This window comes from Bacillus sp. Hm123, from assembly GCF_051842975.2.
In the GTDB taxonomy this organism is placed as follows: Bacteria; Bacillota; Bacilli; order Bacillales; family Domibacillaceae; genus Bacillus_CE.
The window spans coordinates 2248963-2271525 of record NZ_CM200277.1 but is presented as its reverse complement, the minus strand read 5'-3'; the positions used below and the strand labels follow the sequence as shown (position 1 = coordinate 2271525).

The 22563-nt window shown below is 40.5% G+C and carries 22 protein-coding genes; 20 read left to right on the top strand and 2 right to left on the bottom strand.

The features are described from left to right. The first annotated feature begins 11 nt into the window (after positions 1-11). The 19 genes from yqfD (at position 12) to ACSVDJ_RS11700 (ending at position 19311) form a co-directional block, all read left to right on the top strand. Entirely contained in the window at positions 12-1241 is a 1230-nt protein-coding gene (gene yqfD / locus ACSVDJ_RS11790; RefSeq protein ID WP_439168921.1) for a sporulation protein YqfD, read from the top strand. Further along, on the top strand, positions 1204-2166 hold the full coding sequence (locus ACSVDJ_RS11785) for a PhoH family protein (RefSeq protein WP_439168919.1): 963 nt from the start codon (positions 1204-1206) through the stop codon (positions 2164-2166). Before yqfD ends, ACSVDJ_RS11785 begins: the two co-directional genes overlap by 38 nt. Before the next feature lie 136 nt (positions 2167-2302). Beyond that, complete coding sequence (locus tag ACSVDJ_RS11780; protein WP_439168918.1) at positions 2303-4426, top strand: HD family phosphohydrolase; 2124 nt, start codon at positions 2303-2305, stop codon at positions 4424-4426. An 18-nt stretch (positions 4427-4444) separates the two neighbouring features. Beyond that, the gene (gene ybeY, locus ACSVDJ_RS11775) at positions 4445-4918 is read left to right on the top strand and encodes an rRNA maturation RNase YbeY (protein WP_439168917.1); all 474 of its coding nucleotides are present in this window, start codon (positions 4445-4447) and stop codon (positions 4916-4918) included. Then, positions 4902-5294 carry a diacylglycerol kinase family protein gene (locus ACSVDJ_RS11770; protein ID WP_439168916.1) on the top strand — a complete coding sequence of 131 codons (393 nt, stop codon included), beginning with the start codon at positions 4902-4904 and terminating at the stop codon, positions 5292-5294. Before ybeY ends, ACSVDJ_RS11770 begins: the two co-directional genes overlap by 17 nt. Positions 5295-5365: 71 nt before the next feature. Next, positions 5366-5770 (top strand): cytidine deaminase, encoded by a 405-nt coding sequence (locus ACSVDJ_RS11765; protein WP_518618899.1) that lies wholly within the window; start codon positions 5366-5368, stop codon positions 5768-5770. Further along, positions 5763-6680 carry a GTPase Era gene (era, locus tag ACSVDJ_RS11760; RefSeq protein ID WP_439168915.1) on the top strand — a complete coding sequence of 306 codons (918 nt, stop codon included), beginning with the start codon at positions 5763-5765 and terminating at the stop codon, positions 6678-6680. Before ACSVDJ_RS11765 ends, era begins: the two co-directional genes overlap by 8 nt. A 109-nt stretch (positions 6681-6789) precedes the next feature. Next, complete coding sequence (locus tag ACSVDJ_RS11755) at positions 6790-6945, top strand: YqzL family protein (RefSeq protein ID WP_094835765.1); 156 nt, start codon at positions 6790-6792, stop codon at positions 6943-6945. Positions 6946-6969: 24 nt separating this feature from the next. Further along, the gene (gene recO / locus ACSVDJ_RS11750; RefSeq protein ID WP_439168914.1) at positions 6970-7743 is read left to right on the top strand and encodes a DNA repair protein RecO; all 774 of its coding nucleotides are present in this window, start codon (positions 6970-6972) and stop codon (positions 7741-7743) included. Positions 7744-8031: 288 nt separating this feature from the next. Next, positions 8032-8922 (top strand): glycine--tRNA ligase subunit alpha, encoded by an 891-nt coding sequence (gene glyQ / locus ACSVDJ_RS11745; RefSeq protein WP_439168913.1) that lies wholly within the window; start codon positions 8032-8034, stop codon positions 8920-8922. Further along, positions 8915-10987 (top strand): glycine--tRNA ligase subunit beta, encoded by a 2073-nt coding sequence (gene glyS, locus ACSVDJ_RS11740; protein WP_439168912.1) that lies wholly within the window; start codon positions 8915-8917, stop codon positions 10985-10987. Before glyQ ends, glyS begins: the two co-directional genes overlap by 8 nt. Positions 10988-11266: 279 nt before the next feature. Beyond that, a complete protein-coding gene (gene ccpN, locus ACSVDJ_RS11735; RefSeq protein WP_439169103.1) occupies positions 11267-11899 on the top strand; it encodes a transcriptional regulator CcpN in 633 nt (210 codons plus the stop codon). Between the two features lie 29 nt (positions 11900-11928). After that, positions 11929-12738, top strand: a complete 810-nt coding sequence (locus ACSVDJ_RS11730; RefSeq protein ID WP_439168911.1) for a pyruvate, water dikinase regulatory protein — start codon at positions 11929-11931, stop codon at positions 12736-12738. 441 nt (positions 12739-13179) lie between these two features. Then, positions 13180-14988 carry a DNA primase gene (dnaG, locus tag ACSVDJ_RS11725; protein ID WP_439168909.1) on the top strand — a complete coding sequence of 603 codons (1809 nt, stop codon included), beginning with the start codon at positions 13180-13182 and terminating at the stop codon, positions 14986-14988. 37 nt (positions 14989-15025) lie between these two features. Next, positions 15026-16147 (top strand): RNA polymerase sigma factor RpoD, encoded by a 1122-nt coding sequence (rpoD, locus tag ACSVDJ_RS11720; RefSeq protein ID WP_439168908.1) that lies wholly within the window; start codon positions 15026-15028, stop codon positions 16145-16147. Between the two features lie 148 nt (positions 16148-16295). Then, a complete protein-coding gene (locus ACSVDJ_RS11715; protein ID WP_439168907.1) occupies positions 16296-16826 on the top strand; it encodes a hypothetical protein in 531 nt (176 codons plus the stop codon). 199 nt (positions 16827-17025) lie between these two features. Next, on the top strand, positions 17026-17394 hold the full coding sequence (cccA, locus tag ACSVDJ_RS11710) for a cytochrome c550 (protein ID WP_439168906.1): 369 nt from the start codon (positions 17026-17028) through the stop codon (positions 17392-17394). A 94-nt stretch (positions 17395-17488) separates the two neighbouring features. Continuing rightward, positions 17489-18196, top strand: a complete 708-nt coding sequence (locus ACSVDJ_RS11705; protein ID WP_439168904.1) for a tRNA (adenine(22)-N(1))-methyltransferase — start codon at positions 17489-17491, stop codon at positions 18194-18196. Then, positions 18193-19311, top strand: coding sequence for a Nif3-like dinuclear metal center hexameric protein (locus ACSVDJ_RS11700; protein ID WP_439168902.1), 1119 nt, complete (start codon positions 18193-18195; stop codon positions 19309-19311). The genes ACSVDJ_RS11705 and ACSVDJ_RS11700 overlap by 4 nt, the downstream gene beginning before the upstream one ends. Positions 19312-19383: 72 nt before the next feature. Here the strand turns inward: ACSVDJ_RS11700 and ACSVDJ_RS11695 are convergent, their stop codons facing one another. Next, a complete protein-coding gene (locus ACSVDJ_RS11695; protein ID WP_439168901.1) occupies positions 19384-20340 on the bottom strand; it encodes a 4-hydroxy-3-methylbut-2-enyl diphosphate reductase in 957 nt (318 codons plus the stop codon). A gap of 93 nt (positions 20341-20433) precedes the next feature. Next, entirely contained in the window at positions 20434-20862 is a 429-nt protein-coding gene (vrrA, locus tag ACSVDJ_RS11690; protein ID WP_439168900.1) for a VrrA/YqfQ family protein, read from the bottom strand. A gap of 285 nt (positions 20863-21147) precedes the next feature. On the opposite strand from vrrA, the gene ACSVDJ_RS11685 reads away from it, so the two are divergent. Next, positions 21148-22470 carry a DEAD/DEAH box helicase gene (locus ACSVDJ_RS11685; RefSeq protein WP_439168899.1) on the top strand — a complete coding sequence of 441 codons (1323 nt, stop codon included), beginning with the start codon at positions 21148-21150 and terminating at the stop codon, positions 22468-22470. Positions 22471-22563: the final 93 nt, after the last annotated feature.

Here is a 22563-nt window from a genome sequence, read left to right as displayed (position 1 = left end):
GAGGGAGAAGGTTGAACAATCAGTGGCTTATTTTCTTTAGAGGAGTGGTCCATGTCAAAATTACAGGAACAGGAGCTGAACGATTTCTCAATCAGCTGATTCGTTCCCGTATCCCTCTTTGGCAAGTGAAACGGCAAGAAATGGGGACGATTACATTTGCACTTTCTCTTCATCACGTTCAAGATTTAAGAAAATATGCTCGTGATTTTGAAGGAAAAGTCTTTTTTTTAAAAGGAGAAGGGCTGCCTTTCTTGATGAAAAGAATGATCAAAAGCTCGGGATTTATCCTTGGGATGGTCGCGTTTTTAGTGTTGGTATTGCTGCTATCAAATGTTGTCTGGCGAATTGATATTAACGGAGCGAGCCCTGAAATGGAGCATAAAATTCGTAAAGAGTTAGACCAAATGGGGGTTCAAAAAGGTAAATTTATCTTTTCATTAGATGATCCTGAGACAGTGCAGAAGAAACTATTTCATGAGGTGGATGGATTAACATGGGTTGGAGTAGAAATGAGGGGAAGCACCTACCATTTTCGAGTCGTGGAAAAAACTACTCCGGAAGAAAAACAAACAGATGGATCGCAGCACTTGGTGGCAAAAAAAGATGCAGTCATTGTCCAGATATTCGTCGAGAAAGGACAAGCTGTTATCAAAAGAAACCAATTTGTTCGAAAAGGACAGCTATTAGTTTCTGGGTATATTGGGGATGAAAAGAAATCTAAAAAAGTATCTGCAGCTGGGAAGGTATATGGCGAAACATGGTATAAAACGGTGGTAGAGCTACCGTTAACGACCCGTTTCAATACGTTAACAGGCGAGAATGTAAGAAAGCATTATATAAAGGTAGATCGTATGAAGCTTCAAGTGTGGGGATTTAAAGACCCTACATTTGCGAACACGCAATTAGAGAACAAGGAGCACCCGATCTCTTTTTTAGGGATGAAGCTGCCGATTCATTACGTTGAGAAGAGCTATTATGAAAGTGAGCGAATTCAGCGAGTGTACACAGAAGAGCAAGGGAAGGTACAAGCTTTGCAAGCGGCTAGAGAAGATTTACAAGAGCAGTTGTCTGAAAAAGCAAAAATTACTGGAGAAAAGGTTTTACACAATCAGATTAAGAATGGTAAAGTTAAGTTAATTGTTCACTTCCAAGTGCTAGAAAATATCGCAGTAGGTCAATCAATTACTCAAGGAGATATAGAGAATGCCAGAAGAAAAAAACATAATGAACCTTCAACTTGATAATCCAAATGAGGCCCAAGCTTTATTAGGAGTGTCAGATAAAAACTTAACAATATTAGAAGAAGAATTCAACGTTTCGATCATTACAAGAGGCGAGACGATTCATATTGCCGGAATGGAAGACGCAACGGTGTTAGTGAGGGAAATTATCTATCGCTTGTTGATGGTCATTCGCAAAGGGATTCAAATTAGTGAGCGCGATATTATTAATGCGGTACAAATGGCTAAGCGTGGGACGATTGAATACCTTGAAGAACTATATGAGCAGGAAATCACGAAAAATGCCCAAGGGAAATCCATTCGTATTAAAACGTTAGGTCAGCAGCAGTATATTAGTGCGATCCGCCATAAAGACCTTGTATTTGGGATTGGTCCAGCGGGGACGGGTAAGACGTATTTAGCGGTAGTGATGGCTGTTCATGCACTGAAAAAAGGACAAGTCAAACGAATTATTTTAACGCGTCCAGCGGTGGAAGCAGGAGAGAGTTTAGGCTTTCTTCCTGGTGATTTGAAAGAAAAAGTAGATCCGTATTTACGTCCGCTTTATGATGCCTTACACGATGTGTTAGGAACGGAACATACGCAAAGGCTGATTGAACGAGGGACGATCGAGATCGCTCCACTTGCTTATATGAGGGGGCGAACACTTGATGATGCGTTCGTCATTTTAGACGAAGCACAAAATACGACAAAGGCACAAATGAAAATGTTTTTAACCCGTCTTGGCTTTGGCTCAAAAATGGTCATTACAGGCGACCGGACGCAAATTGACTTGCCTAGAGGAGCACAGTCAGGACTGGTCTCAGCTGAGCATATATTAAAGAATGTAGCTTCTGTTTCATTTATTTATTTAGAGCAAAGTGATGTCGTTCGTCATCCGCTTGTTGCCAAAATTATTCAAGCGTATGAGGAAGTAGAAGAATAAGAGGCGGCTGACGAGCCGTCTTTTTTTGTTTAAGATTGAACATGCTCAGCGAGACGATACATGAATTTTTTTGAAAAAGCTGTTATCATTTTACATATGTTAAGAAGTGAAACTAAAGTGTTGGCAGGAGGCGGAAATGGATATACAATCTATGATTTGCCGGATTCGCACCTATGTGAGTGATCGAGTGCTTGCATTGATTGTGTTTTCTTTATTGGCGATATTGATGTTTGTACTGTTGTATCCTCACGTGAAACCGGAAACGTATCAAATCGAACTCTTTTCGGTTTCAGATCGGACGATTCGATCGCAAGTCACAATAGTAGATGAACAGAAAACGGAAGAAGAAAGAAACAGAGCGGCTATAGAAGTAGATGAGGCTTACGTTTATAAAGGTGACATCGTCAATAATCGATTGTTACTAGTCGGCTCGTTATTTGATTTTGTTCTTGAAGCGAAAACGAAATACCCTGATGATGAGAAAGAGCAGCTATCATCTTTAAAGAAAAGTTTCACCAATGAAGCAGAGGATGTAGCGAAAGTGATTAGTGATGAGGAATTGTCCTCCTTGCTTGCGGCTGAACCGAAAGAGCTTGCTTTATTGAAGGAAAAGACGACAGACCTCGTTCAGTCATCTTTAGAAAATAGAATCCGAGCAGAAGGAGTGGCTACGGCGAAAGCGGAAATTGCGAATCAAATTGAAACGTCTTCGATTCCGGAGCCGTTTCAAGATGCCTCAACGGCCATTGCTCGCTACGCTATTGTACCGACAGCTGTGCATGATAAGGAATTAACAGAGGAAAGAAAACAACAGGCGATGGATAATGTAGAGCCAGTTCGCATTCTTCAAGGGCAAGTGATTGTGCAGGAAGGCCACTTAATTGATCGAGAGACATATCGTCAGCTAGACTTATTAGGTTTGTTAAAGGATGATCCGTCTTATAAACCTGTGATCGGATTGTTGATTTTTATTGCGGTTATTTTATTTTTGTTTTACTATTACTTTCACTATTCCCTTTTAGAGAAGGAGAAGAAAACATCCACTTTATTGCTGTCAAGTATCGTCTTTCTTGTTTCTTTATTTTTGATGAAACTTGCCGATATACTAACGTATAGTGATTTTTATGAGCTTACGTATGCTTACCCAGCTGCACTGGCTGCGATGCTGTTAACCGTTCTTGTTAATGAGCGGCTTGCTATTATGGTTACGATTGCTTTATCTGCCTGTGGTACGATGATTTTTAATGCGCATTTAAATGGAGCATTGAATGTGGAGATGGGGCTATATACTTTATTTAGCGGCTTGGCGGGGATCTTATTCCTAATGGGAAGCAAAAACATTAATTTATTGCGTGCCGGAATGCTCGTTTCTCTTGTGAATGTCTTTGTGATTTTATTTTTGAAATTACTTGTCAGCGGCCAGTATACGCAGACGGAGTTTTTGTATTTTACGTTATTCTCTTTTTTGTCGGGCTTGTTATCCGCTGTTTTGACGATGGGGACGTTGCCGTTCTTTGAAGCGGCATTTGGTATGCTGTCAAAGATGAAGCTGATAGAATTATCGAGTCCTAATCAGCCGTTACTAAAAAAGCTATTAACAGAAACGCCTGGAACGTATCATCATAGCGTCATGGTAGCTAACTTATCAGAGTCAGCCTGTGAAGCAATTGGAGCAAATGGCCTGTTAGCGCGAGTTGGGTGTTATTATCATGATATTGGAAAGACGAAGCATCCGCCGTTTTATATTGAAAATCAAGGTGGTCTAGGGAATCCTCACGATCAGCTTCCGCCTGAAGTCAGTAAGGATATTATTATCTCTCACGTGACGGACGGGGTGAAGATGTTAAAGGAGCATAAACTCCCGCAAGAAATTATTGATGTGGCTGAACAGCACCATGGGACGACACTTGTTAAATATTTTTATTATCAAGCGAAGAAAACCGATCCTGATATCAAGGAAGCTGATTTTCGCTATGCAGGACCTAAACCTCAAACGAAAGAGCTAGCTGTCATCAGTATAGCTGATAGTGTTGAGGCGGCTGTTCGATCGATGGATCATCCGACGGCGGAACAAATTGAAACGCTTGTTAATCAAATCGTTTCCGACCGACTGAATGATGGTCAATTTGATGAATGTGATATTTCGTTAAAAGAATTACAGATCGTTAAGAAAACTTTATGTGAATCATTAAGTGGAATCTTTCATTCCCGAATTAAATATCCAGGAGCCGAGGAAGTAGCTCCTACTAAGCAAAGTTGAACAATTGGAGGGTATCAGATGGATTTAGTGATCGACATTATCGACGAGGTAGAAGAACTAGGAGAAGAAGCGCGCCAACTAATCATAGATATATTGAATCTCACTGCGCAAAAAGAAGGAGTAAACGTAGGCAGTGAAGTGTCTATCACGTTGACGGACAATGAGAGGATTCAAGAGATTAACCGCGACTATCGTGATAAAGATCAGCCGACAGATGTCATCTCCTTTGCGCTAGAAGAAATGGGCGAGGAAGAAGTGGCGATTACAGGAGCGACCGATCTGCCGCGTATTCTCGGTGATATTATTATTTCTGTTCCGCGAGCAAAAGAGCAGGCGGAAGAATATGATCATAGCTTTGAGCGAGAGCTAGGATTTCTTGTCGTGCACGGTTTGCTACATTTGCTCGGTTATGACCATATGACAGAAGAGGAAGAGAAAGTGATGTTTGCAAAACAAAGAGAGATTTTAGCAGAGTATGGTCTCGAAAGATAAACGAACCTTTCATTGGAAACGATTGCTCACCTCTCATCGATTTGCATTAGAAGGCATTCGATTAGCGATGGATGAACCGAACTTTCGCTTTCATATGGCAGCGGCAGTGGTAGCTATTGGGGCGGGCATATGTTTGTCCCTTTCGAACATGGAATGGGTTGTTGTGTTGTTTTTAGTCTTTGGCATGTTTGTATTAGAAATCATCAATACAGCGATCGAAAAAACAGTGGACTTAGTGACAGAAGAGTATCATCCGTTAGCGAAACAGGCGAAGGATTTAGCAGCGGGGGCGGTTTTGTTATATGCGCTTCTTTCTGTTATTGTAGGATTGATCCTATTTGTTCCTAAGTTAATGGAAATATTTTTAAAAAGTTAGATTTTTCAGATTTTTTACTGATAAAGGATTACAAATAAGTGATTTTGTATTAAAATAGAAAGCAAAGGAGCATGAATGTGGATATTCATCAATTAATTCAAGAAGCAAAAGCGGCAAGAGAACGTGCCTATGTTCCTTATTCCCAATTTAAAGTAGGAGCGGCGCTTTTGACCACGGATGGAAAGGTCTTTCAAGGGTGCAATATTGAAAATGCTGCCTACAGTATGTGCAATTGTGCGGAGCGGACCGCTTTGTTTAAAGCGTGGTCGGAAGGAGCAACTAAATATGCAGCCTTAGCGGTTGTAGCGGATACGAAGCGTCCTGTGCCCCCATGTGGGGCTTGTCGCCAAGTGATTTCCGAGCTTTGTCCACCTGACATGAAAGTTATTTTAACCAACCTTCAAGGAGATATAGAAGAACATACAGTTAAACAATTATTACCAGGAGCATTTTCACCGGAGGACTTACATGAATAATCAAACGAACACAAGATACAAATCAGGCTTCATTTCGATCATCGGCCGTCCGAATGTCGGCAAATCCACGTTTTTAAATCGAGTGATCGGACAAAAGATCGCTATTATGAGCGATAAGCCGCAAACGACAAGAAATAAAGTGCAAGGTGTCTATACGAAAGAGGATGCACAAATGATCTTTATCGATACACCAGGGATTCATAAGCCGAAGCATAAGCTCGGGGACTTTATGATGAAGGTAGCGGTCAATACATTGAAAGAAGTAGACCTTGTGCTGTTTATGATTAATGCGGAGGAAGGCTATGGGCGTGGAGATGAATTCATTATCGACAAGCTGCAAGGCATCCAAACCCCTGTGTTCCTTGTCCTCAATAAAATCGATCAAATTCATCCTGATCAGTTAATGGAGCTGATTGAGCAGTATAAGGATTTGTATCCGTTTAAAGAAATTGTTCCGATTTCTGCTCTCGAAGGCAACAATGTGGATCGATTGCTGATGCAAATCGAGGAGATTTTGCCAGAAGGTCCTCAATATTACCCAGCGGATCAAGTGACCGATCATCCGGAGCGATTTATTGTGTCTGAGCTTATTCGTGAAAAGGTTCTTCATTTAACGAGAGAAGAGGTTCCTCATTCAATTGCGGTGGTGATTGATAAGATGGAGCGCAGAGAGGATAAAGAGATTATTAATGTGATGGCTACGATCGTTGTGGAACGGGATTCACAAAAAGGAATCGTTATCGGTAAACGCGGAAGTTTATTGAAAGAAGTCGGCAAGCGTTCACGGGTCGATATTGAAAACCTGCTCGGGTCTCAAGTGTTTTTAGAGCTGTGGGTGAAGGTGCAAAAGGATTGGCGTAACAAACAATCCAATCTTCGTGACTTCGGATTTCGTGCAGACGATTATTAATGAGCACACTAGAAATTTTTGCTCCTCATAATCAATAAGGAATCGGTGAAGCTAAGACAAGAAGCCATAAGTGAATGCCAGTTTCAATTTTAAGAAAGGCGGGAAAAACATGTTGGATTTTACCTGGAAAGTCTTTTCGGAGACAGGAAGTGTAGAAGCATACCTTTTGTACAAGGAAATTAAAAATGACAACGAAGGATCCCCGTTTGAACAAGAGCACAGGCTGGCGGAATTAGACTTCCCGATGACTGGGATGACTACTTGAGGAGGATGGAAGGATGGCCTTCTCATGCTTCAGAAAGTTGAAGGAATCATTATTCGTACCACCAATTATGGTGAAACAAATAAAATTGTGACCATATTTTCTAGAGAAAAAGGCAAGATAGCTTTTATGGCTAGAGGGGCGAGGAAACCGAACAGTCGACTTTCTGCCATCACTCAGCCGTTAACGCATGGACAATTTCTTGTGCAGCTAGGCAGCGGTCTCGGGACGCTACAGCAAGGAGAGATGCTTACCTCGATGCGGCATATTCGTGAAGATTTAATGATCACAGCTTATGCTGCTTATATGGTAGAGCTATTAGATAAAAGTACGGAGGATCAGCAGGTGAATCCGTACTTATATGAATTTTTAAAGCAGTCGCTGTATTATTTAAATGAAGGGTATGACGCGGAAATTTTGACGAACATTTTTGAAATGAAAATGTTGCAAGTCATTGGCTTGCGTCCGGAGCTGTCAAGTTGTGTTCAGTGTCAAAGTAGTGAAGGTCGCTTCGCTTTTTCCATTCGCGAAAATGGCTTGCTTTGTCATTGCTGCTTTAATATTGACCCTCATCGGTTGCCGCTTTCTCAAGCAACGATCAGGTTATTACGATTATTTTATTACATCGACTTAGAGCGACTTGGAATGATTAATGTAAAGCCGGAGACGAAAAAAGAGCTGCGAGCAGCCATTTCTATGTATTACGATGAATATTCAGGCCTGTTTTTAAAGTCACGAAGATTCATCGATCAATTAGAAAAGATGGAAGCGATCTTTACGGAGCGCAAGCAAGAGGATTGACAAAAGAGCAATTATCGATTAAATTTTAAATACTTAATTGATAATAAAAAGTTGCAGTGAAGGAAGAGAGTACTTGATTTCCTCTACTTTAAGCGAACCCGGGACGGTGCGAGCCGGGGAGAGAGCGTCAAGGAAGGCAGTCTGGAGCAACTAATTGAAAAGAGGCTATAGATCTTCTATAGCAAGTAGGGTGGAACCGCGGGTATAACTCTCGTCCCTATGTACAATTTTGTGCATAGCGACGAGAGTTTTTTTATTTTTAACATAAGGAGAAAGAGAGGCTAAACAATGAATATTCAAAACATGATTTTAACATTGCAAAAGCATTGGTCTGAACATGGCTGTATTTTAATGCAAGCCTATGATGTCGAAAAAGGAGCAGGTACGATGAGCCCTTATACGTTTTTACGGGCGATTGGTCCAGAGCCTTGGAATGTCGCCTATGTCGAGCCGAGCCGTCGTCCAGCTGATGGACGCTATGGGGAAAATCCAAACCGCTTGTATCAGCACCATCAATTTCAAGTGATTATGAAGCCATCTCCAGATAATATTCAAGAAATGTACTTGGATTCATTAAAGGCTCTTGGGATCGATCCGTTAGAGCATGATATCCGCTTTGTAGAGGATAACTGGGAAAATCCTTCCCTCGGCTGTGCAGGTCTTGGCTGGGAAGTGTGGCTTGATGGTATGGAAATTACGCAATTTACGTACTTCCAACAAGTTGGTGGCTTAGAGTGTAAACCAGTTTCAGTGGAAATTACATACGGAATTGAGCGTCTTGCTTCGTATATTCAAGAAAAAGAAAATGTGTTTGACTTAGAGTGGACGGATGGATTCACAGTTAGAGATATTTTCTATCAACCGGAGTTTGAACACTCTAAATACACGTTTGAAACTAGTGATGCGGATATGCTATTTAACTTATTTACGATTTATGAAAAAGAAGCAAAGCGTCAAATGGATGAAGGGCTTGTTCATCCGGCCTATGATTACGTATTGAAATGTTCCCATGTTTTTAACGTGTTAGATGCAAAGGGATCGATTTCTGTCACAGAAAGAACCGCTTATTTAGGTCGTATGCGTGGTTTAGCGAGACAAATCGCGAAGACATTTTATGAGGAACGTGAGAAATTAGGATTCCCAATTTTAAAGGGGAAAGGAGAGACAGAACATGAATAAAAAAGATGTACTACTAGAGATTGGTTTAGAAGAAATGCCTGCACGTTTCGTCACTGAATCGATGAATCAGCTCGGTCAAAAAGTAGACGCATTTCTAACAGAACAAAATATTGCGCATGGAGAGATTCAATTATTTTCAACTCCTCGCCGTCTAGCTGTCATCGTGAAAGATGTAGCGGAAGCTCAACAAGATGTGGAAGAAGAGGCGAAAGGACCAGCGAAGAAAATTGCTCTTTCAGAAGATGGAGAGTGGTCAAAAGCGGCGATCGGATTTACGCGCGGTCAAGGAATGACAGTCGAGGATATTTATTTTAAAGAAATCAAAGGGATTGAATATGCCCACGTTAATAAGTTTGTGAAAGGTCAACGAGCGATCGAATTGTTGCCAGCACTTCGCGAAGTGATCACAAGCTTACACTTCGGCAAAAATATGCGCTGGGCTGATAATGACTTGCGTTACATTCGTCCAATTAAATGGATCATCGCTTTATTTGGTCAAGATGTGATTCCGTTTAGTATCACGAATGTGTCTACAAGCAATCAAACAATGGGCCATCGTTTCCTCGGAGAACAAGTAGAAATCACAGATGCTTCGACTTACGTCCAACGTTTAGAAGAACAATATGTGGTCGCTGAACCAGAAAAAAGAAAAGCGATGATTCGTGAACAATTAACAGCGATTGAAAAAGATCAATCATGGGTAATTCCTGTCGATGAAACATTGCTTGAAGAGGTCAACAACTTAGTGGAATTCCCAACGGCACTTTACGGCTCATTTAATCAAGAGTTTCTTGAGTTGCCAGAAGAAGTGTTGATTACTTCGATGAAAGAGCATCAACGCTATTTCCCGGTAAAAGATCAAGATGGAACGCTTCTGCCTTACTTTATTACCGTTCGTAATGGAGACAGCCGTGCGTTAAATAAAGTGGCTCACGGTAATGAAAAAGTGCTTCGTGCCCGTCTAGCGGATGCGGACTTTTTCTATAAAGAAGACCAGAAAACAGCGATCGATACGTTTTTAAACAAACTGACAACGATTGTTTATCATGAAAAAATCGGCACGTTGGCAGAAAAGGTGGCACGTATTCGTAAAACAGCAGTAACATTGGCTGAATTAACGGATGCTAATAGTGACACGAAGAGCAAGGCAGATCGCGCGGCACAAATTTGTAAATTTGACCTAGTGACGCAAATGGTATATGAATTCCCAGAGCTCCAAGGAATCATGGGAGAAAAATATGCGTTGCAAAAAGGGGAAGATCAAGAAGTCGCTCGGGCGATCAATGAGCATTACCAGCCGCGCCATGCAGAAGATGATACACCGGCTACACTAACAGGTGCATTCGTAAGCTTAGCGGATAAGTTAGATACGATCGTTTCTTGCTTTGCTGTCGACATTATTCCAACAGGCTCTCAAGATCCTTATGCACTAAGAAGACAAGCGGCGGGCATCGTCCATATTTTAGCGGATAAAAAGTGGAGTGTTTCGTTAGAACAAGTATTAGAAGCAGCGATCGCGATTGTAAAAGCGGATGAGATCGGCGAGAAAGACGCGGACACTTTATTAGAAGAGCTAATGGCCTTCTTTAAAATGCGGATTAAATATAATCTACAAGAGCAAGGGGTGCGTTATGATATCATTGACGCTATTCTTGCAGGTCGCGTTGGCGTATTACCGGCGCTATTTGAAAAAGCTAGCGTATTAATGACTCATAAAGAGGATGCTAACTTTAAAGAAGTGATGGAGTCACTTAGCCGCGTGTTAAATATAGCGAAAAAAGCGGAAGGCACAAGTGATGTTGACCCAAGTTTGTTCGCCAATGATGAGGAGAAAGCATTGTATCAAGCGACAACTCAAGTACAAGAAGGATTACAAACAACTGAATCTGTAGAAGAAAAGTATCAGTTACTTGCTAGTCTTCAACCAATGATTGAAAGTTATTTTGAACATACAATGGTCATGGCGCAAGAGGCGAATATTAAGACAAACCGATTGCAACAAATGAAAACACTTGCTCATATAATTACGGAATTTGCTGATTTCAACGCAATTTTAGTCAAGTGAATACAGGTGTAGTTTACGTATGGATTTGCTCTATTGATAATCGGTTATTCAGTGACACTCCTCATGAATGACGACTGCAAGGGCCGTCTTAAACAAAAACAAGGATAAACTATGCTGTTCATTTTTGTTAAATAGTATATAATATTTCTTATATGGTATAACACTTTTAGTTCATTCAAGCATCCATGTTTAGTTGTTCGGACCATATTGCTCTCCTTTACGACGGAGGGCATAAGTTCTTGTAGCTAAACATGTGGTGCCTTTAATGCGTGTTAGGTGGTGAGGACATTGGAACTAAATAAGCGACAAGATCAAATATTGCAAATTGTGAAAGAGAATGGCCCCATTACTGGTGAAAATATTGCTGAGCGCTTAAATTTAACGAGAGCGACTTTAAGGCCCGACTTAGCGATCTTAACGATGGCTGGCTTTTTAGATGCGAGACCGAGAGTTGGCTATTTTTATACGGGGAAAACGGGTACACAGCTACTTACGGAAAACTTAATGAAGATTTATGTGCGAGATTATCAAGCGATTCCAGTTGTGGTTAGAGAAAATGTATCTGTGTATGATGCAGTCGTCACTATGTTTTTAGAAGATGTTGGCACGTTGTTTGTTGTGGATGAACATTCTTGTTTAGCGGGTGTGTTATCAAGAAAAGATTTATTGCGAGCAAGTATTGGGAAACAGGATTTGAGTGCGATTCCTGTGAATATTATTATGACGAGAATGCCTAATATTACGGTTTGTCAAAAAGATGATCTACTGCTGGATGTAGCAAAGAATCTGATCGATAAACAAATCGATTCCGTTCCTGTTGTCAAAAAGACAGACTTAGGCTATGAAGTGACCGGACGAATTACAAAGACAAACATTGCGAAAGCCTTCGTATCACTCGCTGATGACGATTGAGTGCTGAAATAAAAGGAGGTTGCTGATATTTGGTAAATGACCCAATTATTTATATTGTTTCCGATTCGGTAGGAGAAACGGCTGAACTAGTGGCTAAAGCTGCCGTTAGCCAGTTTAATGGATCTCATGCGATCATTAAGCGATTCCCTTATGTGGAAGATCAGTTTCATATTGATGAAGTGATCGATTTAGCCAAAGGTGAGCGTGGCATTATTGTTTACACGTTAGTGAAACCGGAAATTAGAAAATATATGAAAGAACGAGCGCTTGAAGAAAACATTGTTATTTTTGATTTGATCGGCCCGTTAATGGATCAATTACAATCAATGTATGGAAAGAAACCACTTCTTGAACCGGGGCTTGTTCGTAAGTTGGATGAGGAATATTTTAAGAAGGTAGAAGCCATTGAATTCGCGGTCAAATATGATGATGGTCGAGATCCGAGGGGGCTACTTAAAGCAGATATTGTATTAATTGGTGTATCTAGAACATCTAAAACACCTTTGTCTCAGTATTTGGCGCATAAACGTTTAAAGGTGGCGAATGTACCACTTGTACCTGAAGTGGACCCTCCAGAGGAATTATTTTCGATTCCACCAGAAAAATGTTACGGTTTGAAAATAAGCCCAGAAAAGCTGAACCATATTCGGCGAGAACGGTTGATTTCACTTGGATTAAATGACCAGGCTAGTTATGCCGATGTGGAGCGGATTAAAACAGAGATGGCTTATTTTGAAAAGGTCACGAGTAAAGTTGGCTGTGAAATCATTGATGTCACTAATAAGGCAGTCGAAGAAACCGCCAATATTATTATGAGCAAATTTAGAAATAGAACGTAGAGGGTGCCCGAAAGCTGCGGCTTCTTTTGCGCCATTTATAGTGTGAACATACTATATGTGTCGCTGAAAAGAGAAGCTTCGTGATAAGAGGGTAGCCTCTTTCACTTTCTTTTGAAAGTTATAAAAAAATAATAGTCTTTTTACAGAAGATATACTATAATAAAAAATTGTGATAAAAATGTATTTAAAACAGGTTTAGAGGTCTGAATAAAGGAATAAACTATTTATGTGCTTTAGCCATCCTCCACGGGAAGTTTAAAGTGAGGAATGTTCGTAAATTTTTTATGTTATTTCGTATATCAGAAGGATTCTAAACAAGCTTGTAGAATAATAAAGCATAGGAAAGAAAGAAAAAAATGAAAGTATTTGTCGATAATCATTTGATCTGTTGTAGAAAACAATAGATGATTATCGATCAATAGCATAGCTGGTGATGTTTAAGTGGCAGGAAAGATTCCTGAAGAAACGATTCAACAGATTAAGCAGTCGCTGGATATTACTGAGATCATAGGCGATTATGTTCAGTTGAAAAAGCAAGGACGAAATTACTTTGGGCTATGTCCTTTTCACGGAGAGAACTCTCCTTCCTTTTCCGTTTCACCTGATAAGCAGATCTATCATTGTTTTGGCTGTGGAGCCGGAGGGAATATGTTTACCTTTATTACGGAAATAGAGAATGTTTCTTTTCCAGAAGCGGTCAGTAAACTTGCTGATCGTGCGGGAATGGCTGTTGACATTCAAATTCCGGGTGAACGTCCTGATCAAGTGGTTTCAAAAGAAGAGGATCGGATGCTCGAAGCTCATGAGCTTCTAACGAAATTTTACCACCATTTGCTGGTAAATACAAAGGAAGGTCAGGAAGCGTTAGAGTATTTGCAAGAACGCGGCTTCACCAAAAATGAAATAGAGGCTTTTCAAATCGGCTGGTCACTCCCTCAGTGGGATTTTACGACTACTTTTTTGCAAAAGCGTGGTTTTTTGGTCGAGGAGTTAGAAAGAGCAGGGCTGATCATTCAAAAAGAGGATGGTTCTTACTTTGATCGGTTTCGGGGAAGGATTATGTTTCCACTTCATGATGACAAAGGAAAGGTTGTTGCTTTTTCAGGTCGAGCGTTACATGAAGAGAAGCCGAAGTATTTAAACAGTCCAGAAACCGCTATTTTTAATAAAAGCCGTCTGCTATACAACTTTCACCGAGCAAGGTCAGCGATTCGTAAACAGCATGGTGCCGTTCTTTTCGAGGGCTTTGCTGATGTAATTGCGGCTGCATCAGCAGGAGTAGAAGCTGGTATTGCCACGATGGGGACATCATTAACGGATGCCCATGTCCAACAAATGAAGCGAATCACTGATCAAGTGGTTATTTGCTATGATGGCGACTCCGCTGGTATTCAAGCGGCCTATCGTGCATCAGAAATGCTAAGTGAAAGTGGCTGTCAGGTGAAAGTGGCGATGATTCCTGACAAGATGGACCCTGATGACTATATTAAGAAACATGGAGCTGATAAGTTTCGTGATAATATAATCGGGACTGCCTTGACGCTAATGGCGTTTAAAATGGAGTATTTCAAGCAAGGAAAAAACCTTCAAGATGAAGGACAAAAGCTTACTTATATCGAAGAAGTGTTAAAAGAAATTGCCAAACTGCAAAAAGCCGTTGAGCGCGATTATTATTTGCGTCAAATAGCTGATCAGTTTTCCCTTTCTCTAGATGCATTAAAGCAACAAGAGAAACAAGTGTTTTTCAAAGAGAGGAAAAAACAACCGGATCATCGACAAGCGTTGACGTTACCGGTAATACCTCAGACGCCCCAAAAACTTTATCCAGCGTATCAAACAGCTGAGCGAAGGCTAATCGCTCATATGTTAAAGGATGCGGATATTGCTTACAAAGTGAAGGGGTTCATGGGGAGTGAAGCATTTAATATCGATGAACATCAAGCTATTTTCACGTATTTACTTGGTTTTTATGAAGAAGGGCATGAACCAGACTCAAGTATCTTTATTAACTTTCTTCCAGACGCCAACTTGCGCCGACTCGTTTCAGATATTGAAATGATGATGGTAAGTGAGTATGTAAATGACGAGGAAGTGCATGATTATATAAAAGAAGTATTTAAGTACCGCAAAAAGCTAGTCATCAAAGCAAAGAAACAACAGCAAATAGCAGCGGAAAAAGCGAAAGATCATCAAACAGCCGCTCAACTTGCGATGGAAATAGTAAAGCTGAAAAAAGAGTTAAAAGCGTAAGTAGTATGAGGTAAGGATGTTGGAAGGAGGGGGACATATGGCTGAAAAGTCAACACGTTCCAAAGAAACTGAAGTCACATTAGAAAGAGCGAAAGAGCAAATTATAGAAATAGGGAAAAAGCGCGGGAAGCTATCCTATGACTATGTAGCTGATAAATTGTCACCATTTGAAGTAGAATCTGATCAAATGGATGAATTCTACGAGCACCTTGGAGAGCAAGGAATTGACATCACCAATGATGAAGAGGAAGAGGAAGATCCAAACATTCATGAGCTTGAAAAAGAAAGTGAAGAGTTTGATTTAAATGATTTAAGTGTTCCTCCTGGTGTGAAAATTAATGACCCCGTGCGTATGTATTTAAAAGAAATTGGTCGTGTCGACCTTCTTTCAGCAGATGAAGAAATTCAACTTGCTACTCGTATTGAAGAAGGGGACGAAGAGGCGAAACGTCGCCTAGCTGAAGCCAATTTACGACTAGTTGTTAGTATTGCGAAACGCTATGTTGGACGCGGAATGCTCTTTCTTGACTTAATTCAAGAAGGGAATATGGGTCTCATTAAAGCGGTTGAGAAATTTGACTATCGTAAAGGTTTTAAATTCAGTACGTATGCGACATGGTGGATTCGTCAAGCGATTACTCGTGCGATTGCCGACCAAGCAAGAACGATTCGAATTCCTGTTCATATGGTAGAAACGATTAATAAGCTGATTCGTGTTCAAAGACAGTTACTTCAAGACTTAGGTCGTGAACCATCTCCAGAAGAAATCGCTGAAGAAATGGACTTAACACCTGAAAAAGTAAGAGAAATCCTGAAAATAGCACAGGAGCCGGTCTCCCTCGAAACACCAATTGGTGAGGAAGATGATTCTCATTTAGGCGATTTCATCGAAGATCAAGAGGCGACTTCACCATCTGAACATGCTGCCTATGAGCTATTGAAAGAGCAGCTAGAGGATGTACTAGATACATTAACGGATCGTGAAGAAAATGTGCTTCGTCTTCGCTTTGGCTTAGATGATGGTCGTACACGCACACTTGAAGAAGTAGGTAAGGTTTTCGGTGTCACTCGTGAGCGTATTCGTCAAATTGAAGCGAAAGCACTTCGTAAGCTTCGTCATCCAAGCAGAAGTAAACGCCTAAAGGATTTTCTTGAATAATCGGTTAACAAGCTAATCTACAAGTGCCTAGTCTCTCCAAATATATAGTATTTTTCAAATGATCAATACTATTGGAGAGGTCGGGCACTTTATTTTTTGAGAAAGTGTGTTTGTGACAAACTAAGTATCGATCAGGATGTGACGATAATTGGATGATAAACAAAAGATCATTATGAAAGAAATATTATTGTGGAAAGAAAATCACATGCTTCCTGAACAATATTGTGATTATTTGCTTTCCTTATACAGCCAAGGGGAAGAATGGGATGAGTCTTCGATCCAAACAAAACAAAGCAAAAGCTTCCCACTTAAAAGTATATTAGTGTCGTTATCCATTTTAATGGTTTCACTATTTGTCCTATATTTTACTGAAATGTCTTTCCCTTTGCAAACAGCGATTTTGGTATTTTTTGTCGTAGTGCTTTTAAGTTTAGATTTTTATTTTTCTAAAAAAGGTTTATTATTTCCGATGTTTTATATTGCGGCTGCCATTTTATTACTTGTATATTCAGTTGAGCTTCATGAAATAATGAAAGGGAAAGGTTTCTTTTCCCTTAACTCTCTTCTTTTTATCAACTGTTTATTATGGTGGGTGGCAGGTAGAAAACTACAGTTAATTTATTTTACGATCTCTGCTTGGTTAGGTTTTGGTGTGTTAATTATTTTTATACTTATATAATGTGAAAAATAGAGAAATTTAGTTGAAAAGGGATGTTCCTAGTTGTGTTCTAAATGATTAAAAAATAAAATATGTCTAAATTAAGACAAAAATGAAAAAACTTGATAGTAAGGGCTTTCCGACTTGCTGTTTTTAAAGTAAAATAAAAGGTGTTTGAACTTTCTGTATTGTTATACGTATACATAAGGGAGGGTAAGAAATGAATCGTAATCCGGTTATTCCATTTTTATTAATTATGGTATTTGGATTAGGTCTAATTTTCTTCTTGTCATTAGACGGTCTTGGTAATTCTAAAGAAATGGCAAAAGAAAAAGAAGGTGGAGAGAAAACTGAAGAAACTGCTGGTGGAGAGTTCGATGCTGAAAACCACTACAAGCAATCATGTATGGGGTGTCATGGTGGCAATTATGAAGGTGGAGCTGGTCCAGCACTAAAAGGTGTTGGCGAGAAATTATCTAAAGATGAACTTAAAGACGTTTTAGTTAACGGTCGTGGATCAATGCCACCAGGACTTGTTCCAGCTGAAAATGCGGATGCAATGGCTGATTGGCTAAGCGAAATTAAATAATTTTAAGAAAGCTCTTTGCCTAGTGCAAAGAGCTTTTTTTATCAATAGAATTTGTTTACACTAGATATGAAAAGAAAAGTAAAGTGGTGACGTGATGAATATTAATCAACTATCGAAACGGTTAACAGCTGTAGTAAATCAAATTCCGAATGAAGCAACTTTAGCGGATATTGGATCGGATCATGCGTATTTACCTTGCTATGCAGTAAAAACAGGGATCGTCACGAAAGCAGTGGCGGGAGAGGTCGTAGAAGGGCCTTTTCAAGCGGCGAAACAGCAAGTGCAGGAAGCGGGGTTAGAACAATCGATTGATGTTCGAAAAGGGAATGGTCTTGAAGTTATTGCTCCTGGTGAAGTGGAATGTATCACCATCGCCGGGATGGGTGGCACTTTGATCGCTTCTATTTTAGAAGAGGGCAAGGAGAAGCTGGAAGGGGTTAAGCGCCTCGTACTTCAGCCGAATATTAGTGCGATCAATATTCGCCAATGGTTACTGGCGAACGAATGGGAACTAATTGCTGAAATGATTATGGAAGAAGACGGGAAAATATATGAGGTGTTAACAGCAGAAAAAGGTGAACCCTTCAAACCTTATGAAGCGAATCAAGCACAGCAACTATTGTTAGGCCCTTTTTTGATGAAAGAACAAAATGAGTCGTTTTTAAAGAAGTGGCAGCGAGAAGCTAGTCAGCTGGAACTTGTTTTAGAAAATTTAAAGAAGGCGGAAGACGGAGAAGCCGTGGCGGACAAGCGACAGCAAGTTCTTCATGAATTGAACTTGATTAAGGAGGTACTTGAATGAAAACAGCCAATGGTCATGAAATCATTCAGTTATTTGAACAATTTTCACCGAAAAAGTATGCGATGGAAGGCGATAAAATTGGTTTGCAAATCGGTCGATTAAATAAACCGGTTGAACGAGTTCTTGTTGCACTTGATGTGTTAGAGGATGTGGTGGATGAGGCGATCACCAATGACGTACAATTAATCATTGCTCATCATCCGCTCATTTTTCGTCCGTTGAAATCAATTGTAACGAGCGATCCTGCTGGAAGAGTGATTGAAAAGCTAATCAAACATGATATTGCCGTGTATGCCGCTCATACGAACCTAGATGTTGCTAAAGGGGGAGTAAACGATCTTTTAGCCGAAGCGCTTGAGCTACAGGAGACAGAAGTGCTTGTCCCGACGTTTGAGGACGGTTTAAAGAAGTTGGCGGTGTTTGTACCAGTAACTCATGAAAGCGCCGTGAGAGAAGCTTTAGGAGCCGCTGGGGCCGGTTTTATCGGCGAATATAGTCATTGTTCCTTTTCCTCGCAAGGGACGGGACGTTTTCAGCCGAGTGCCGAAGCGACCCCTTATATCGGACAAGCGGGTACACTTGAAGAAGTAGCCGAAGTGAAGATTGAAACGATTTACCCTGAAAGCATGGAGAAAAAGGTACTTTCAGCAATGTTAAAAGCCCATCCTTATGAAGAGGTCGCTTATGACATTTATCCACTAGGAAATAAAGGTGAGACGTTAGGACTTGGACGAGTAGGAAAGCTGAAAGAGGCAATGTCTCTTCGGCAATTTGCTGAATTTGTCAAAGAAAAATTAGATGTGAACGGAGTGCGGGTTGTCGGAGAGTTAACCGATCAAGTGAAGAAAGTCGCTGTGCTAGGAGGAGATGGGAATAAATATTTCCAAGCAGCTAAATTTAAAGGCGCAGATGTATACGTTACAGGCGATTTCTACTATCATATCGCTCACGATGCGATGGCAGCCGGGCTGAACGTCGTCGACCCAGGGCATAACGTTGAGAAAGTGATGAAGAAGGGGACGGCGATAAAAATGAAGGAGCTAGCAGATCGTAAAGGGCTGAACGTCGAATTTATCGCGTCTTCCATTCATACTGATCCGTTTACATTTTTGTAAGTTTAAAAAGAGTCGTCGAGAAAGATATATACGTCTTTCTCGACGACTCTGATTTTTGTTATTAAATACTTGTTAGCGTGATGTTAACGTTGAGCGCTTCACTTTTGGTAGAATTTTGTTTAAAGGTACTTTTTTCTCTCGTGTCCATGTGCTTTCATCGTTCGGGTCAAAGCCTTCAAGGAATTGAATGACTTCTTTGACGATCGGTGTTGGTGTCGAGGCACCTGCTGTGATAGCGACTTTCTCGACATCCTTTAGCCATTCGAGTTGGATTTCTGACACATCAGATACACGGAAAGCTTTTGTTCCGGCAATTTCCTCTGATACTTGAGCTAGGCGGTTGGAGTTATTGCTTTTCGGATCACCTACGACTAGTAATAAATCCGCTTCACCTGCTTGCTCAGCGACCGCTTCTTGGCGAACTTGAGTGGCTAAACAAATTTCTTTATGCATTTCGGCATGAGGGTATTTTTCTTTAATTTTGTCCATAATATCGGCAACGTCCCATTGACTCATCGTCGTCTGATTAGTGACAATGATTTTTTCATTCGTGATAGCCAAGTCTTCTACATTTTCTGGCTTTTCTACTAAGTGGACAATGTCAGGAGCAACACCGACCGCTCCTTCCGGCTCAGGATGCCCTTTTTTCCCGATATAGATGACGGCATATCCTTCCGCTTTTTTGGCACGGATCAAGTCATGTGTTTTCGTGACATCTGGACAAGTGGCATCAATGGTCACTAAGCTTTTTTGCTTGGCGAGTTCTCGTACTTCAGGAGAAACCCCATGAGCAGTAAAGATGACGGTGCCTTTATCGACTTTCTCTAAAATTTCTTTACGGTTCTTCCCATCGATCGTAATGATTCCTTCTTCCTCAAACGCATCTGTGACATGCTGGTTATGAACGATCATTCCGAGTATATAAATCGGACGAGGCAAGTTTTTATCTAAGGCAGCGTTGCGGGCGATGACCATCGCATCGACAACACCATAACAATATCCTCTCGGGGCAATCTTAATAATATCCATGAAGAAAAATCCTCCTATAATATTTTTCGGAGTAAAAGCTACTACAACTGTATTATATAGGAGGAAGTCTATCATGAAAAGGAAAGGGCTATGTTAGATATAAAGTTTCGGTGTAGAAGCGCTATCCTTTAGTTGTTCACTTGCTTGTATTTTTTCATCTTTGGGAGTGATGACTTCTTTGTTTTTGCTTTCCTTTTGATGGGCATCTTTTGCAGCTTCGACGTTTTCAGATGTAGCATCTGGCAGTGATTTTAAGCCGCGGTATAGTTTCCACATCGCTGGCAAATTTTTAACAAATGGACCGTATTGTTCGATAATCGGGCCCACCTGTTGCACCGTTTGTAACACTTGCTGAGTATTGGAGAGCATTTGCTGAAGGTTCATAGGGTTCGCCAGTTGTTGAGCGGTCGAGGCTCCTGCTCTAGTCCCTCCTTGGCGTTCAAAGCCAGTGAATGGTATACCGGATTGGCCTTGTCGATTCAATAGGCGGCCAAGAAGTCCTTGCCCTCCTCTTCCTCCCATTCTCTGTGGTGAGCGGGGGGCACGACTAGTTGGATAAGGCCTCATTGGTGATCCATAAAAGAAAGGTGATTGTTGTGGTGGTCTAGGTGGAAATGGAGGCATATAGTTTTCAATCCTTTCATTGCAATTATTTATTCTTTTGTATTGTATGCAGACAAACTAGAAAAGGTTTAATAGTCAAGAGGATAGAAAAAATATTTGACAAAGCTTTGATTTATCGGAGCTTTTAGTATAAGATACAAAATGGAGAAAAAGGCTTGTTTTGAGCCAAAAGGAGTGTCAATTTTGACAAAACAACGATTTGAATCATATGGTTTTCGACCGTTTATAAATAAAGGAATTGAAGAATTAGGTTTTTATGAGCCAACTGAAATTCAAGAAAGAATGATCCCACTTATTTTAAAAGGGGAAAGTGCTATCGGACAATCTCAAACAGGAACAGGGAAGACTCATTCTTATATCCTGCCTATTCTTGAAAAGATCAATCCAGCAAAGAAAGAAGTTCAAGCCGTTATTACAGCGCCAACGAGAGAATTGGCTGATCAAATTTATAAAGAAACTTTGAAAATGATAAAGTTTTCTGAAGAGGAGATCACTGCTCGTTGCTATATGGGTGGAACGGATAAGCAACGCGACATTGATAAATTGAAGACGCAGCCGCAAATTGTCGTTGGGACACCAGGGCGAATTAATGATTTGATTAAAGAGCAAGCGTTATTTGTTCATCGTGCGTCCATGCTTGTCATCGATGAAGCGGATTTAATGCTCGATATGGGATTTATTGTCGACGTTGATCAAGTCGCAAGTAGAATGCCTGAACAGCTACAAATACTTGTATTCTCAGCAACGATTCCAGAGAAATTAAAGCCGTTTTTAAAGAAATATATGGAGAATCCTGAATATGTCCATATTCAACCGAAGCATATTTCAGCTGAAAATATTAATCATGTATTAGTATCCAAGAAAAGCCGAGAAAAAATCGATTTGCTTCATGATATGTTAACCGCTTATAACCCTTATTTAGCTGTTGTATTTACGAATACGAAGCAAAAAGCGGATGAAGTGGCGAATGCTCTCATAGAAAAAGGCTTGAAAGTTGGGCGCATTCATGGCGGTATGTCACCGAGAGATCGCAAAAGAATAATGAAGCAAATTCGTGAGCTCGACTATCAATACATCGTGGCAACAGATTTAGCGGCTAGAGGAATTGATATTGAAGGCGTGAGTCATGTTATCAATTACGAGCTTCCACGCGATCTTGATTTTTACGTTCACCGTGCGGGTCGAACAGCTCGCGCAGGCTTCTCAGGTATTTGTGCGACGATTTACACGCCGAGTGATGAGGATGCACTCGTTCGTTTAGAGAAAATCGGTATTACCTTCACTCATGCTGATATTCGTCAAGGCGAATGGATCGAAGTGAAAGATCGTAACCAACGAAAGAAACGAGAAAAGACAGAAGATAGCATTGATCAAAAAGCGAAATCGATCGTTAGAAAGCCGAAGAAAGTGAAGCCGGGCTATAAGAAGAAAATGCAACGAGAAATGACTCAATTTAAAAAGCGTGAACGCCGATTAGAATCAAAACGAGGCAATAACAAAAAGTAGTTTAAAAAGGAAAGGTCTGCTTTTGCAGACCTTTTTTGCTGATAAATCATGAAATCTTTAGTACAATAAAGTTAGGGTAAAGGAGAGGTACGT

Coding starts and splice junctions, on each gene's coding strand:
- ACSVDJ_RS11785 (WP_439168919.1), top strand. CDS start 1,204: ATGCCAGAAGAAAAAAACATAATGAACCTTCAACTTGATAATCCAAAT.
- ACSVDJ_RS11780 (WP_439168918.1), top strand. CDS start 2,303: ATGGATATACAATCTATGATTTGCCGGATTCGCACCTATGTGAGTGAT.
- ybeY (WP_439168917.1), top strand. CDS start 4,445: ATGGATTTAGTGATCGACATTATCGACGAGGTAGAAGAACTAGGAGAA.
- ACSVDJ_RS11770 (WP_439168916.1), top strand. CDS start 4,902: ATGGTCTCGAAAGATAAACGAACCTTTCATTGGAAACGATTGCTCACC.
- ACSVDJ_RS11765 (WP_518618899.1), top strand. CDS start 5,366: ATGAATGTGGATATTCATCAATTAATTCAAGAAGCAAAAGCGGCAAGA.
- era (WP_439168915.1), top strand. CDS start 5,763: ATGAATAATCAAACGAACACAAGATACAAATCAGGCTTCATTTCGATC.
- ACSVDJ_RS11755 (WP_094835765.1), top strand. CDS start 6,790: ATGTTGGATTTTACCTGGAAAGTCTTTTCGGAGACAGGAAGTGTAGAA.
- recO (WP_439168914.1), top strand. CDS start 6,970: ATGCTTCAGAAAGTTGAAGGAATCATTATTCGTACCACCAATTATGGT.
- glyQ (WP_439168913.1), top strand. CDS start 8,032: ATGAATATTCAAAACATGATTTTAACATTGCAAAAGCATTGGTCTGAA.
- glyS (WP_439168912.1), top strand. CDS start 8,915: ATGAATAAAAAAGATGTACTACTAGAGATTGGTTTAGAAGAAATGCCT.
- rpoD (WP_439168908.1), top strand. CDS start 15,026: ATGGCTGAAAAGTCAACACGTTCCAAAGAAACTGAAGTCACATTAGAA.
- cccA (WP_439168906.1), top strand. CDS start 17,026: ATGAATCGTAATCCGGTTATTCCATTTTTATTAATTATGGTATTTGGA.
- ACSVDJ_RS11705 (WP_439168904.1), top strand. CDS start 17,489: ATGAATATTAATCAACTATCGAAACGGTTAACAGCTGTAGTAAATCAA.
- ACSVDJ_RS11700 (WP_439168902.1), top strand. CDS start 18,193: ATGAAAACAGCCAATGGTCATGAAATCATTCAGTTATTTGAACAATTT.
- ACSVDJ_RS11695 (WP_439168901.1), bottom strand. CDS start 20,340: ATGGATATTATTAAGATTGCCCCGAGAGGATATTGTTATGGTGTTGTC.
- vrrA (WP_439168900.1), bottom strand. CDS start 20,862: ATGGGAGGAAGAGGAGGGCAAGGACTTCTTGGCCGCCTATTGAATCGA.